The sequence below is a fragment of the Maribacter sp. PR66 genome, from assembly GCF_028464205.1.
Lineage (GTDB): Bacteria > Bacteroidota > Bacteroidia > Flavobacteriales > Flavobacteriaceae > Maribacter > Maribacter flavus.
Window position 1 is genome coordinate 500,419 of record NZ_JAQPCH010000002.1, and the last position, 15,003, is coordinate 515,421.

14 protein-coding genes are annotated in these 15,003 nt (G+C 36.0%); 5 read left to right on the forward strand and 9 right to left on the reverse strand.

What is annotated here, in order from left to right; genetic code table 11:
* Positions 1 to 83: 83 nt before the first annotated feature.
* Together prfA and pyrF are read left to right on the forward strand one after the other, a co-directional pair.
* A complete protein-coding gene (prfA, locus tag PP181_RS07065) occupies positions 84 to 1,160 on the forward strand; it encodes a peptide chain release factor 1 (RefSeq protein WP_272636533.1) in 1,077 nt (358 codons plus the stop codon).
* A gap of 46 nt (positions 1,161 to 1,206) precedes the next feature.
* Positions 1,207 to 2,034, forward strand: a complete 828-nt coding sequence (pyrF, locus tag PP181_RS07070; RefSeq protein ID WP_272636535.1) for an orotidine-5'-phosphate decarboxylase — start codon at positions 1,207 to 1,209, stop codon at positions 2,032 to 2,034.
* Here pyrF and PP181_RS07075 read toward each other — a convergent pair.
* Positions 2,031 to 2,225: a hypothetical protein gene (locus tag PP181_RS07075; RefSeq protein WP_138257503.1), complete on the reverse strand. Its 195-nt coding sequence runs from the start codon at positions 2,223 to 2,225 to the stop codon at positions 2,031 to 2,033. The two genes, pyrF and PP181_RS07075, sit on opposite strands and share 4 nt — an antisense overlap.
* 228 nt (positions 2,226 to 2,453) lie before the next feature.
* On the opposite strand from PP181_RS07075, the gene PP181_RS07080 reads away from it, so the two are divergent.
* Positions 2,454 to 3,314, forward strand: coding sequence for an alpha/beta hydrolase (locus PP181_RS07080; RefSeq protein ID WP_272636536.1), 861 nt, complete (start codon positions 2,454 to 2,456; stop codon positions 3,312 to 3,314).
* Positions 3,315 to 3,782: 468 nt separating this feature from the next.
* Here the strand turns inward: PP181_RS07080 and PP181_RS07085 are convergent, their stop codons facing one another.
* The 8 genes from PP181_RS07085 to PP181_RS07120 all read right to left on the reverse strand — a co-directional run bounded on the left by PP181_RS07085 (position 3,783) and on the right by PP181_RS07120 (position 12,676).
* The gene (locus PP181_RS07085) at positions 3,783 to 4,457 is read right to left on the reverse strand and encodes a DUF4197 domain-containing protein (protein WP_430905204.1); all 675 of its coding nucleotides are present in this window, start codon (positions 4,455 to 4,457) and stop codon (positions 3,783 to 3,785) included.
* A gap of 476 nt (positions 4,458 to 4,933) precedes the next feature.
* Positions 4,934 to 5,767, reverse strand: coding sequence for a hypothetical protein (locus PP181_RS07090; RefSeq protein ID WP_272636538.1), 834 nt, complete (start codon positions 5,765 to 5,767; stop codon positions 4,934 to 4,936).
* Between the two features lie 18 nt (positions 5,768 to 5,785).
* On the reverse strand, positions 5,786 to 7,093 hold the full coding sequence (locus PP181_RS07095; protein ID WP_272636539.1) for a serine hydrolase domain-containing protein: 1,308 nt from the start codon (positions 7,091 to 7,093) through the stop codon (positions 5,786 to 5,788).
* Positions 7,094 to 7,151: 58 nt separating this feature from the next.
* A complete protein-coding gene (locus PP181_RS07100; protein ID WP_272636540.1) occupies positions 7,152 to 7,949 on the reverse strand; it encodes a helix-turn-helix transcriptional regulator in 798 nt (265 codons plus the stop codon).
* 5 nt (positions 7,950 to 7,954) lie between these two features.
* On the reverse strand, positions 7,955 to 9,349 hold the full coding sequence (locus PP181_RS07105) for a S41 family peptidase (RefSeq protein ID WP_272636542.1): 1,395 nt from the start codon (positions 9,347 to 9,349) through the stop codon (positions 7,955 to 7,957).
* A 57-nt stretch (positions 9,350 to 9,406) separates the two neighbouring features.
* Entirely contained in the window at positions 9,407 to 10,537 is a 1,131-nt protein-coding gene (locus PP181_RS07110) for a helix-turn-helix domain-containing protein (RefSeq protein WP_272636544.1), read from the reverse strand.
* A gap of 802 nt (positions 10,538 to 11,339) precedes the next feature.
* A complete protein-coding gene (gene purU, locus PP181_RS07115; protein WP_272636545.1) occupies positions 11,340 to 12,185 on the reverse strand; it encodes a formyltetrahydrofolate deformylase in 846 nt (281 codons plus the stop codon).
* 101 nt (positions 12,186 to 12,286) lie between these two features.
* On the reverse strand, positions 12,287 to 12,676 hold the full coding sequence (locus PP181_RS07120) for a hypothetical protein (protein WP_154916842.1): 390 nt from the start codon (positions 12,674 to 12,676) through the stop codon (positions 12,287 to 12,289).
* A gap of 121 nt (positions 12,677 to 12,797) precedes the next feature.
* On the opposite strand from PP181_RS07120, the gene PP181_RS07125 reads away from it, so the two are divergent.
* Positions 12,798 to 13,256: an Lrp/AsnC family transcriptional regulator gene (locus PP181_RS07125; protein WP_272636546.1), complete on the forward strand. Its 459-nt coding sequence runs from the start codon at positions 12,798 to 12,800 to the stop codon at positions 13,254 to 13,256.
* Between the two features lie 172 nt (positions 13,257 to 13,428).
* Positions 13,429 to 14,826, forward strand: coding sequence for an alpha/beta hydrolase (locus PP181_RS07130; RefSeq protein ID WP_272636547.1), 1,398 nt, complete (start codon positions 13,429 to 13,431; stop codon positions 14,824 to 14,826).
* Positions 14,827 to 15,003: the final 177 nt, after the last annotated feature.

Genomic DNA, 15,003 nt, shown 5'->3' on the forward strand with positions numbered 1-15,003 from the left:
ATTTTAATACTTGGGCCGATGTGTAATTCCTCCAATGCGGTACATAAAATTATTGTAATTTCGCAGTACAAGTGTAGTTGATAATGATAGACAAACTAAATATTGTAAAACAGCGTTTTGACGAGGTTTCGGACCTGATTATTCAGCCCGATATAATTGCAGACCAAGACCGGTACGTAAAACTTACAAAAGAATACAAAGATCTTAAGCAGCTAATGGCCAAAAGAGATCAGTATATGGAATTTACCAATAATATTTCCGAAGCGGAGGAAATCATCGCCGATGGTTCCGATGAAGAAATGCTGGAAATGGCAAAGATGCAATTGGAAGAGGCCAAAAGCAGTCTTCCTGCACTTGAGGACGAAATTAAGCTCATGTTGATACCCAAAGATCCTGAGGATGCCAAAGATGTTGTGATGGAAATTAGGGCGGGAACAGGTGGCGACGAAGCCAGTATTTTTGCCGGTGACCTCTTTAGAATGTATACAAAATATTGCGAAAATAAGGGTTGGAAAACGAATGTCATCGATTTGAGCGAAGGGACCAGCGGAGGCTATAAGGAAATCCAATTTGAGATAACCGGTGAGGATGTCTACGGAACCTTAAAGTTTGAAGCAGGCGTCCACCGGGTGCAAAGGGTGCCGCAAACAGAAACCCAAGGTAGGGTACATACCAGTGCCGCAACCGTAATGGTTTTGCCGGAGGCTGAGGATTTTGATGTGCAAATAGACCCTAAGGACGTACGAATAGATTATTTCTGTTCTTCGGGACCTGGAGGACAGTCCGTAAATACGACCTATTCCGCAGTACGGCTGACGCATATTCCAACGGGACTGGTGGCGCAATGTCAAGATCAAAAATCGCAACACAAGAATAAGGACAAAGCTTTTAGGGTTTTGCGTTCTAGATTATACGATCTGGAATTGGCCAAAAAACAGGAAGAGGATGCCGCTAAAAGAAATTCCCAGGTAAGTAGTGGAGACCGGTCAGCTAAGATACGGACCTATAATTATCCACAAGGGAGGGTTACAGACCATAGGATAGGTCTTACCTTATATGATTTATCCAATATCATAGATGGGGATATCCAGCGGATAATTGATGAATTGAGTCTTGTTGAAAATACCGAGAAACTGAAAGTGGCATCGGAGATTTTTTAAATATCGGGGTATTTTGGCCCTATTTATTGAAAAGTAGTTTGATTTTATGACCACCCAAGATTTGGTACAACAAATCCGTATGAAAAAGACCTTTCTGTGTATTGGACTTGATACGGACCTAGAGAAAATCCCGCCCCATTTATTGCAGGAAGAAGACCCCATTTTTGAATTCAACAAGGCCATTATTGATGCTACGAATCATCTATGCGTGGCCTACAAGCCTAATATTGCATTTTATGAAGCTTATGGTATAAAAGGATGGAAGTCCTTGCAGCGAACCATTGATTATTTGAACGAGCGGTATCCGGAGCAGTTTACCATAGCAGATGCAAAACGAGGGGACATTGGAAATACTTCGGCAAGATATGCAAATGCTTTTTTTGAGGATTTAAATTTCGACTCCATTACGATTGCCCCGTACATGGGCAAAGATTCCGTGGAGCCTTTTTTAAGTTTTGAAAATAAGCACACTATATTACTGGCATTGACCTCCAATGTTGGGGCCTTCGATTTTCAAACAAAAAAAATAAATGGCATTGAGCTTTACAAGGAAGTGCTAAAAACTTCCAAGACATACAAAGGAGCCCATAATTTGATGTATGTGGTTGGGGCGACCAAGTCGGAATATTTGACGGAAATCCGTGAAATAATCCCCAATAACTTTTTGTTGGTCCCAGGGGTAGGTGCCCAGGGGGGAAGTCTTGAGGAGGTCTGTGAACATGGAATCACTCCAGACATTGGACTATTGGTCAACTCCTCCAGGGGAATCATATATGCTTCCACAGGAACCGATTTTGCCAAAGCCGCCGCAAATAAGGCAAGTGATTTACAAGTTCAAATGCAAAAAGAATTGGAGTCCAGAAACTTACTTTAAATAAGATTCTCCAGGGACTTTTGGATTTTTTCGGCCCTCAATTCAAAAAATTCGCTCAACTTGGTATTGGAATATCTCATTTTAGAGGCTTTCTCAATGAAGTTTTGGTATTGATATTCCAACAATGTAATAACGTTTGGTTTTGCCGCGATCGGGGTTACAGTTCCCACTTTACAATATTGCTTTTCCATAGTAGTAAATTTGTTCTTTCAAATATACGCGCACAATCGTCATTTGGATGTTACCTCTCTATGTGAAACAACTAATAATTGGGTAATTTGTCTTTTTTTTAACATTGACCATGTTAAAAATTCAAAAAATCCTAGAGTTTTAGCGTTAATTGTAAGATTGAAAGGTTTCAATTACGAAAGAATAATTACATTGTGGGTCTTTTCCTAAAACTGGATAAAACTAACCAATTGTTACATTACAAATCATACAGGAACGCCAGCTCATTGCCTTGGGTAACCTTCATAGATGGAGCAGGAGGGATCTTCCAGGTATGGGACAAACAACTTCCCGAATTTAAACTTCATTATAACGTATTAATAATCGAATTAAAGGAAAAGAATGGCCTTTCCCATTCCTTGGATGAATTGGATTTAGATGCCATATCCAATGGCATTCTTCGCGTATTGGAGGATAACAATATTGCCAAATCCCATTTCATTGGCCTTTCCCTTGGTACTGTATTTGTCAACTATTTTTCTTGGAAATATCCTAAAAGTGTGGATTCCATGATATTGGCGGGGGCCATTACCAAGATAAATAGACGACTTCGTTTTTTATTCAAGGTAAGGAGTGCGCTCAAGTCCGTATTTTCTTCAACTGCCCAATTTGGGATTTTCTCTTATTATCTTTTGCCAAACAGGAACCATAGGGAAACTAGATTATTTATAATACAACAGACCACGGCATGGAAGGAAGAAGAGTTTTTGAAATGGTCAGAATTTACACGGAAGCTAAACCCAGTGTTGAATTATCTATATTCCGATAAAACGGAAATACCCTCCTTATTTATTATGGGCGAAGAGGATAAGGTTTTCCTTCCTTCGGTAAAAAGAATAGCATCCAACAAATCCGATGCCTTGCTCTTTATCATTCAGGACTGTGGGCATATTGTAAATATGGAACAGGCGATGCTTTTTAATAGAATGGTCATTGGGTATTTGACCGGGTTGGAGCAGACCTCTCAAAATGGGAAGCTAGGTATAGAAGGCAGAATTGGCTTAATGCCTACAACGAAGGAAACCGTTGAAAAACAATCGCATTTATTATAAAGGTATTAAGTCTATAAAATCATCATAGGTCTTAATTTCTAGGTCATTGTACTAAATGGAGTGGTTTATATTTTTCAAATTGGCTAAAAAATTCCAGAATTGCCCTTCCTCCGCATCATCTATACACTCTCTTAAGAAAGCCCACAGGGTTTCCCGTTCGAGCGGCACTGTCCTATTCTCGCTTCTTAGCCCCGCTATGAAGCTCAAAAAAGCCTTTATCTAGGCAGATGTTTTCGATACCCGCCAACGTACCACAAGTAGGCAGGTTCGCTTGTATCCAAAAAATTAAACCATTTTAAATTAAAAAACCGGTGCTCCCACCGGTTTTTAACTAACTAACTCAAAAAATACTAACTCAAAAATTTGAAAAAATAAGAATTATCTATAGCGGTGAAAACACCTATAATAAACTGATTTATAAAAATTTAACGTAGAATAGTTTGATTTATTGTTTCCGCCGTAAAAAAATTAATCCTGCAAGGCGAAAACCCTGCGGAGTAAATCGGTAGTTCTTGAAGCCACATTGGTTCTTATTTCCTTCTCTTCCAAAGCAATCATGGTAAAAACCCCATCCAACGCTTCTTGGGTGACATAATCCGTCAAATCGGGATTTACATCATTTGTCAAGGGAATAGCGTTGTACCTGTTTATAAGATTGCTCCAAATCTGGTCCGCGCCTACTTTTTGAAAAGAAGATTGGATGACCGGGTTGAACTTATCATACAGGGCTGTTCTAGTCCGCTGCGTCAAGTAGGTTGTGGCGGCATTGTCATCGCTCAACAAGATGGTTTTGGCATCGTTAATTGTTATGCCTTTTACGGCATCTACGAAAATGGGAGTGGCCTCGGAAACAGCGTCTTCGGCCGCCCGGTTCAATACCCTGAGTCCTTCATCGGCCAAGTTTCCCAGGCCAATATCCCGCAGTGTTTTGTCCACTTTATGGAGCTCTTCCGGCAATAAAATCTTGACCAGCTCATTTTTAAAAAATCCGTCCGTCTTGGTTAGTTTGCTTACTTGTTCCGAAATTCCTTTTTCAAGTGCGGCTTTAAGACCATTTGCAATCTCAGCGTTCCCCAGTGTGGTGCCGGAAGGCAATTGATTTACCACTTGTTGCAATTCATTGCAGGAAACCGTGATGAACAACAAGGCAATTATTCCAATTTTCTTATTAATAATCAGTATTTAATGTGATTTAAAATGTTTACGAGAAAATAACGGTTTTATTGTTGAAGGCAGGTGTTATGTACTATAATATTTATGTTTATAGTATTTTAGCTAAGAAGAATTTGGGTATTAGTTCAAACAATTATAAAAAACTGACAAAAGAGTTAAATTGGATAAACCTATTGTAATCTCATACTTAGTACATGTAGCTAAATTACTTAAAAATTAATCTTTTTAAGGTTTAATACTTTTAACCAGTACGGTTTTAAGCTAAGCTTACAAAAGCATCGGACTTAAAATAATTTTTCCATTAAAATCAGTCCGATAATTTTGTCAACGTAAGTTTTTTCGTCAATCAAATAATCAATTTTTTCACAAGTCAAATCAGTCTTTTTTTGACTGCAACTTAAAAGACCAATTATGGCGATTAATACTATTTTTTTTTCGATTTGTCTTTATTTTTGCCAATGTTCAGACAACTCGAGATGTGTTCGACTGCCATCAATATTTGTATAATTGAGTTTTACAAAGCCATAGTTTGCGTTGAAATATGTGGTAAGGTGAGTTGTACCTAAACTACTTTCGGCTGTTGATTCTATTACCAAACACACTAATTCTCCAAAATTGGTTTGAAGTTTTACTTTATTTGTGATTTCATAATGATAATTGTTTTCAATATTTCCTTCCCAGATTTTCCAGCGGTGGTCTGCCCATTGGCTGCCAATTTTAAGTTTCCAATTCCATTGGGTTCCAATCTCATAAGGTGCTTTGATATAAGGAAATGGGTTTAGTTCTAAGATACTAAAGTAGTGTTCTCGTGGAGGGTGAACCCAAATATTTGCTTCATTTTCGATTACACCAGACATCGTAAACGGAATACCAGGAATTAATTTATAGGCAATTGCGGTTTGATTATAATCGGGAATAAACTGCGCCATTGGATTGCCGTTCATGACTTGAATAATCAAAGACTTCACCACTAGTGAATCTTCAGCTTCTGAACTTACAAATTCCCAGCCTTCTCTATTATCATCAATTTTAAAATATTTTTTTTCCCCAGTGGTCGTAAGATGTTCAAAATCATATTTAAATGAAATACCCACTTTATAAATCATGTTGTTTTTGTTGTACTTATTTATATCAACTTGCGTTGAATCAAATTTTTCAACTAAAATGCCATCATCATCAGAGACTAAATCATAATCTATTTTTGATTTATCTACTTTAGAGTTACAACTTATGATTGTATACGCTGCTAGAACTACTGCCATTGATTTCAAAAACTTCATGTATTGTATTTAGATATGTTATCTATTTTCGGATGTCACATTTGCTCCTCTCCATTGCACCCCCTGAAAGTCAATCAACATATCAAAAGTGCCTTTTTCATTTTCAACAAATTCAATCGATTCTTTTTTGGTTGGGTCTGAGAAAAAAACTGTTTTTGTCTCAGGTACAATGACCCCATTATTTTTTCCCTTTTGGTACACATAAAGACTGTCATTCTCGAACTTGATGTCAAGTAAAATATGTCCCGCATCAACTAAATCGTAAGTGCCTTGGTACTTTTTCAAAATTTTAGCTGATAACTCTATCGATTTTCGATTGACGGCTTCTGGCATAACCACTTCTTTCTCTTCTAAAATAAGTCTGGTGTCTATTATGATTTGCTCAAAGGGAATTTGGTCATAGTTACTTAAGAAAATCATGGTGTAATCTTTGTTGTAATTACGTTCTACATAAGCACGCTTTCCACGTGTGCCACCCGCATGTGCGATTATGCCCTCGTGTATTAAATCCTGATAAATAGTATTGTCTAAACTTGACAAAAGTTTATCTAAATCCTCAGCCGTTGAAAATAAATTTCCCATTTTCATTTCATCCTCAGGATAAGTACATTCACAGACGATTTCATCGTTTTTATCAAAATGCCCATAGGCGTACTGATGTTTTCTGTCTTTTCCATCATAAAAATTACTACCGGAATTTGACATTCCTAAGGGCTTAAAAAAATGTTGATAGATGTAAGCCTCAAAACTGGCATCGGTAACTTTGCCTATGATAAAGTATAATAATTGAAAGCCAACATTGGAGTAAAGTTCCTGTTCTCCGGGCTCAAATTCTAAATTGGATTTCGAAGCTAAAGCAATGACTTCGTCTGGATTTAATTCGATGTAAGGCTTTTCTGAATCTTCAAAAGAGCGTGGCAAACCAGAAGTGTTGTTAATCAGGTGATTGATGGAAATTTTATTGGCATTGGGGAAATCCGGTAAAAACCGACTCAACTTATCTTCTTTGGATAATTGGTCTTCAGCCTCTAGTTGAATGACACTAAGTTTAGCAAATAATTTGGCAATGGACCTTAAATCGAATTGACTGTTTTCATCTACAAAAAGCGTTGAAGATATATCAGATTGCATGTTGTAGGCTTTCTTTAAGACAATATCATCTCCTTTTTTGAGTAAGACCACACCATTAAAATTTCCTAAGTCTGTCAGTTTTGTAAAATAGATATCTGCAGTATTTTCACAATATGTTGATGAGACTTTAGGATCTCCCTGTCCGAAGACCGCCATAAAACTGAAAGAGATTAATAGAATTGGTATTATTTTCATTTTATTTTTTTCAACAAAACAAAAAGTTATAGATATCAATTAATTGTAAAAATGGAAACTAGTGGTGTCTAAGTATAAATTCAGGTAAATTTTCAAAGTAATAACTCGGAGTAATACCACATACTTTTTTAAAATCATTAATAAAATGGGCCTGGTCAAAATAGCCGTATTCATAAGCAAGTTCTGTAAGGCTTTGTTCTTCAGATTTAGACTTTTGTTTCACCAGTGACAATATTTTAACTGACGTAATAAATGTCTTTAAACTGCACATGACTTCTTCTTTAAAAATCTTATTGATGTACTGTCTAGTTTTTTTAAAATGAGTACTGATGTCATTTACCTTAACTATTCCATTATTGTTGTAGATAAATTCACAAATCGATTTTACAGTTTCCACTTTTGGTGATAACGCTACATCTAAGTTTGTAAAATATCTGTTTACCGCTTTCAGGGAATTTTCAATTTTATCTTTTTGCTCTATTTCATTTAAGACAGGGTTCAATTCTGAAAAACGGTCTTCCAAATTCACAATGCCACTTTGCTTTAGATGACCAAAAAAGAAATTATTCATCCAAGGCTGAAATTTGATGGTAAAAAAGTTCAGTTCGTCTTTATATTTCAAAACATAAGGAGGTGTCAAGCCTAAAATTGTAAATAAATGACATTCAATATTATCGACGGTTTGCTTATCACCATAAATCAATTTAGCTTTAGCCTGTTTGTAATAAATAATATCATGGCAACAATCATCTACGATAGGGATAAGCTTAGTTTCGCCAAAAGCATAGAATGAAGACAAGTAATATTCCCTGATAACGTCTTTTAAATTTAAGTGTGGTTTAAATGAGGCTATCATTAGTTTTAAATTCTATTCAATAATTTCTCTAAAATCTCGTCTTTATCATCCAATAAATGGTCTTTGATTTCAATTTCCGGCATAAGACCTTTCCCAGTGTCTATACCATTTACCCGTTCTATTTTACCTTTAGAAACCTCAACTTTAATACCTGTTTTAGGTAAATTATAACTGTAAATCGATGCATATAAATTCGGGAATTCTGCAGTTTCTTCTCCAACAACTGTTCCCCAACCATAATCTTTTATTTGTGAAGCCGTGACTGTAGACTGGGAATAGGATTGTCGATTCACTAACACATAAACCTTGCCCTTAAATCGTTTTGAACTTGGTTGTGGTCTATAGTTGTCAAATTCATAATCATAGATTTCTCCATCTTTATGGCTTAAAACAGACTGCCAATAAGCTTGAATCGTATCTTGATGTTTACGGGTATGATCTTTTAAAGCTTTACTGGTTTTTAACTGAAAGCGTGATGCCCACTTAAATGGCTTATCAGCAATATACGACACCAAATAGTCACCAAAAGCATCGTCACCACCGGAATGGTTCCTTAAGTCTACTATTAGATTTTCGGAATTCTTGTTCTTTATTTCAATAAACGAAGAATCTATAAAGTGTTTAAAAAGTTCTAAATCTCCACCAAAATCGCCAGGCCGTATATATGCAGTTGCCTTTTTTAAAAAGGATAAATGCCGGTCGTGTTTTAAGATATCGTCTCGCTTCATTTCAAAATCTTCAATAGTGTTAATTGGTTTGAGGGTATATTTTAGACGTTGGCCATCGACTAAAATTTCTACTTCATAGCTTTGTTGTTCTCCATAAGCCAACCAATAAAAACGAGGTAAACTCAAATTTTCTAATTGCGCGTGTTTAAAATACAAACGTTCAGCAGAAATTTGAGGATAGACCTTTTCAAACACCTTTTTAATATGTTTACCATTTATACTCAACAGTTCTGAACCTGTCGTAATATTTGTATTAGAGGACCAATTTTTTCTTACCAGAGCATTACCATCTTCAATAGCAACTTCAAGTGGAAACAAGGTTCCACCATTTTGAGCATAGGTAATATATTCAGGAATCGGAAAAGGGACTCGGGTATGCCCGTTATTTACAGCTGATACTACCTGCTGAAATATTTTTTTTGCATCCAAAGAGGTAAAACTGTCTTTTTTGATGTTTTGTCTGACTTTATGATAATTCCTATTAAATGCCTCATTTGTGGTATAAGCGTATAAATTGAAATGAGTTTCTTTTAGAGATTTTTTTAAATAAGCCAGGTCTGATAAAATCTGTGCTTTTGAAAACTGCTGAGCTAATACTGATTGACTGATGGTCAAAACAACCAAAACCAGATTTTTTCTATAACACACCTTTCGTATAAAATAAAAACTCATTTCCAATAATTTTTGGCAAATATACAGCTCAATAGGCCTTGAATCGACCGACTGCTTCTATCTGGACGTATTTTTTATAGACTTAAGGTATTGACTAGGTGTGAGTTGTGTTATTTTCTTAAAGACATGGTTAAAAGTGGACTTGGAATTAAATCCGCACTCGTAGGCGTGACCTAAAAGCGAGTATTGATGACGTTCAGAGGATTTCAGTCGGTGTTTAAAGTCTTCAATCCGGTATGAATTTATCAAATCATAAAAGTTTTGTTGGCAGTTCTGGTTAATTTTAGCAGATAGTTCTTTGGGTTTCATGTCTAATAATTCAGCCAGCATAGAAAGGTTTAATTCAGGATCGAGATAGGGTTTTTTTGTTTTCATTAAAGTTTTTAACCTGGTTAAAAACGCTTCATCCTTATCAATATGCTTATGTTTTGTCTCTTTCGTTTCTGGTTTTAGTAGAACCACTTCCCTTTCTTTTTGAATATAACCTCTAAATCCTAACCAACAGGTAATGATAGAAAGCAAAACAAAATTTGGAAGAAAGTAGTATTCTCTGTACAACTTGTCAAAAACAAAGCGGTCTATCTCCGTCAAAATTTGCCAGTATATAAAGAAACCCGCAAAAATTATAATTGGCGTTTGTAACCACTTATGAGAAAGGTTTTCAATTTTGGAGTAATATGCTTTGAGCTGGTCTTTGTATTTTAACAAGATGCTAAATGAAATAAAACTATACATCAAAATAGAAATCAATCCTAACCATTGCTCCGTGAGGTACACATAAGAGTACAAGGGCATTTCCTGTTCATATAAGCCATCTGCACCAATTCTGTAAATTGATGTTCGGAAAAAAATAAATTCCAGAACTAACGGGACAAAATGAATAAAATGTTTTTTCTGAAATTTGAACTTCGGCTGAGTAATGCATTTGGTATAGAAATATAAACACGGGCCAATGCCAAAAAGCATTTCCATTTGAATGTACCTGAAAACATGAAGCAAATCATAATCTTTCAGTACGTTTACAACAACTATATTTAAGGGAATTAACGCATAAAAAAGGACCAGTATAGCTAAAAATATGTTGGCTAAACGTCTTGGTTTTTTAGACAATATGAGTGCACTAAAGAGCATCGCCTGAAGGCTAAATACTGCAATGATGGTAAATAAAACTGGACTAGATGAAATCAACTCTTGTATATTTTCGGAATAAAATATACAAATATATTATCAGGGTGAATTAAGTCTAATTTTTTCAAACCATAGAATAGAATGAGGCCTATCATATGTGAATCTATTTGTGTTATTTCTGTTCATTATTATTACCTGAGGTTAACAATCCCTAAAATATACCCTTAAAAATTCAATAATAAAGTGATTGGTGCAGCAAGTCACTTAATTCTATACCAATGAACATAATTATAATTTTATGGGAACTCATGGTCATGGCATCATATGACCTTAGCTATATAGCTATATTCAATTCATTAATGCAATAATACCCTGACGTTGTATTGGGATCTAGCCATTCTTATTTATCCTTTCGCTTTTTTCTGATTAGTGTAATTTTGATAGAAGTCGACAAATTATATAGACGCGTGTTTATGTCTGTTTTTGATTAGTGTAAGAAGTCTTTTTGCAATTTCCTCTGTGTTACCTTAGTATACTTTTTGTACTTCAGTCATTAGTGCCGTAATGGAGTTGTTTAATTGCTTCTCGAGGGAATGCTATTTATTAGAATCCCACCGAGTTTTTTACTGTAATCCTGGACTCTGAATAGTGAACATCGGTTTGGGATGTTTTATTTTCCGCCTGATTAAGTGCGCCCCGCTTTTCCTTTAAAATAAGAAGGGTAGCAATTGAAGTTCATTTGAGAATAAGTTCGAAATTAGTCCGAAACTATTTTCAAAATAAACAAAAATAAGACTATGTAAAAAATTAGATACTTGAAAAACAGCAAGTTATCCCCCGTAGTTCCTACAAAGAAGGTATTTTACGAGAAAATAACGGTTTTATTGCTGTACACCATCGTTTTTCTTAGCACATGCAGTTTAACGGCCCTGGATAGCACAATTTTTTCCAAATCCCGCCCTTTGCTAATAAAGTCCGATATGGAATGCATATGCGAAACCGGGGCAACGTCCTGCTCTATAATGGGACCCGCATCAAGTTCTTCGGTCACGTAATGGCTGGTTGCCCCAATTATTTTCACGCCCCTTTCAAAGGCCGCATGGTACGGCTTGGCACCGGCAAAAGCCGGCAAAAAGGAGTGATGTATATTTATAATTTTATCCGGATACAAATTGATCAATTTCGGGCTAACAATTTGCATATATCTGGCCAATACAATAAAGTCCACTTGATATTTTCTGAGCAGTTCAACTTGTTTATTTTCTGATGCATCCCGGTTTTCTTTGCTTAAGGGCACATGATAGTAGGGTATATCAAATTGGTCCGCTACATACTTTAAATCGGGATGATTGCTAAGGATGAAAGGGATTTCCACCGGAAGTTCCCCGGAGTGAAACCTACTCAAAAGGTCATAGAGACAGTGATTGTACTTGGATACAAAAAGAGCCATTTTGGGCTTTTTGCTATCGGTATGGAGACTCCATTGCATTTTATACCTATGGGCTAACTGGCTCTCGAGGTTTTTTTGGAGTACGGCCAAATCTACCGTCTCAAAATCACTCTCCAATCGCATGAAAAAAACATTTGCCGTTTTATCCACATGTTGATCCAAATAAACGATATTCCCCTTGTGAGCATGAATAAATCCGGTAACCGAGCTAATGATTCCCTTTTGGTCTGGGCAATTGATTAAAATAATGATTTTCAAAACAAAAGATTTAAAAATCAAAAATACGCCATTCAACTAAAGCAAAACTACCAAAAGCAAGTTTCGTTTATACGGTATGTAGATCGATTATGTGATTTTCCCTATCTATGGGATACCTTCCACTTCCTGTAATATTTTCGAAAGCTCTTAAGTTCGGAGCGAAGAAGGTTGATATATTCCGTTTCCTTGACCCCATCCTTTTCCAATCCCAAACAATAGGAATTGATGTTTCTGATCATAATGTTAATAAAGGAAAGATTTTGCAAGCGTTCAGAGGTTGATCTTGAAGATTCCACCAAGGCAATTTTTTGAGGGATTAAAATGGCATCCGTGAGAATGGAATTTGCAATAATATCCCTAAGGCTGTTGCTTTCATACAGCCTCAAAAGGTCTTTGTTGAAGGATACGTAGGAGGCAATTTCCCTGCTCATTCTGCAGAGCTCCAAGGCCTTTCTGTAAACCGGAATGTTTTTAAGATTTTTATGGGACATTTCAAGTACATTAAACTTAAACTATTATAAAATTACTACAGGTATATCTTTTGCCTCTTTTGTATTTAAAGCAAATTTTTTATATTACTTTATATTCGAAATTATATTTGTTAAAAAATTTATGGACATAAAGATTGATAAACTTAATTGGAAAATTCTGGAAAAGCTACAGGCAAATGCTAGGGAATCCTTTGCGAATATTGGCAGATCTATAGGTTTAACGGCACCCGCGGTTGGGGAGCGCGTCAAAAAAATGGAAGATTTGGGGATTATCACAGGGTATCATGCCAAGGTTTCCCATTCCCATACGGGCCATCAATTGAAAGCTATTATTACGTTAAGGGCCTTTATGGGCAAACTAAAGCCTTTTTTGGCAATTGTGGACTCCTTTGACGAAGTAGTCAACTGTTATAGAATTACGGGAAATGAAAATATTGTCATGGAGGTTGTTCTAAAGGACCAGTTTCATTTGGAAAAATTTATTGATAAATTGATACAATATGGTGAAACACGAACGAATATTGTTCTTTCCCAAGTAATATCGAATGCTCCTATGAATCCTGTCAGGAAATTGGAATAAGTAGATCGTATATCAAGTTAAAAAACATTAGAAGCACATTTTAAACATTAAATTTTGGCTAGATTTTTGTTGTAGATTTAAATATGAAATGAGCCATAGCAAGTCTTGATACCCACTAAGATAGTTTTTGGTGAATTGCATCTGACCTATAAACAACAATAGAAATAAACAGATGAAAAAAATACTACCTCTAATTTTATTGGTACTACCATTGACCATTTTTTCGCAGGAAGTTAAAATCGCCAAAGGAACCATCAACGATAGTTTAACTATTAAGGGAGAACCCAACGAATACTTTTCCCTGTACCTGCCTACAAATTTTAGCATGACACGTGCATGGCCCGTTCTCTTTCTTTTTGATATGAAAGGTGAAACTAGGAATACAATGGCCATGTTTACAAATGCAGCTGAAAGGGAAGGTTACATTCTTGCGGGTTCCAACAATTTAAAGGATTCCCTGAGTCTCTCCCAAAATGTGTTAATCGCGAACCGAATGATCAACACCATATATGAAATGCTTCCGGTCCATAAAGAGCGAATATATGTAGGAGGTATAGGGGATGGAGGTAGGTTTGCCACATTGATGCCAACGTTTATTAAAGATATTAAGGGCGTTCTTTCATGTGGGGCCGCAATTGCGAATACGGAGGTTCTTACTCGCAAAAATACTTTTTACTTTATTGGTATTGCTGGCAGATCTGACTATAATTATAGGGAACTATTGGAAAGTAAAGTGATATTGGACAACCTTAAATTTCCCAATTTATTGCTATTTTTTGAAGGAGAACACCAATGGGCTCCTATTGATGAAAGTGCCTTTGCACTTAGGTCATTTACCTTATCAGAAATGGCAAAAGGGACTATACCCAGAAACGATAGTTTGATTAACGATTATTTTGAAAGTTCCTTAATTAGGGCGAATGAACTTCTTTCAAATGATAAGCCCCTTTTGGCGGAAAACGTATTGGATAACGCCATACAGGTCTATAATCCTTTTGGGGATTTGGACTCTCTAAAAACATCCAAAAAGGTACTTAGAAGGAGTAAAACCTATAGAAGCAAAAAGCGTAACCAAGGGAATTTCTTTTTAAAGGAAACACTCACCAAGGAAGATTATGGCTATTATTTGGAGGAGGATGTTTTGACCTACAATTATAATAATTTGGGTTGGTGGAACTTTCAAATGTCGGAATTGGATAAAATGGATAAAAGCGGTAACGAATTTGAGAGACGTATGGCAAGTAGGCTTCGCGGCTTTTTAAATGCATTGATTTCGGATAACATCAACATCATAGCCACGGATAAACAAGTTGATTTGGAGGCACTGAACTTTCTCTACCAGCTAAAAACCATTACAGAACCAAAGAATCCTGAAAATTATCTAAAGGTCATTTCCTATAGTGCACTCGTTGAGGACTACGGTACAGGACTTTTTTATTTGGAGGAACTATTGAAAACCGGTTATGACAACAATGAGGAACTATACGGACTCGAGAATACCGCCCTCTTTAGAATTAGTCCTGAATTCAATGCCGTTGTCGCCAAATATTTAAAGGATGCCCGTTACTGACCTGTTGAAAAAAACTAAGAAATATTGGGATGAAGATGGGTATTATGCCGAACCGTTTAGTTTTCATTCTATAGGATTTCCGCTTCGGCTTTTAAACATTGAAGTTGTCCTGTAGTTCTTACCCCTTAAATCCATGCATGGTATAGTACGTTAAAAATCATGTGGTATTTTTGTATA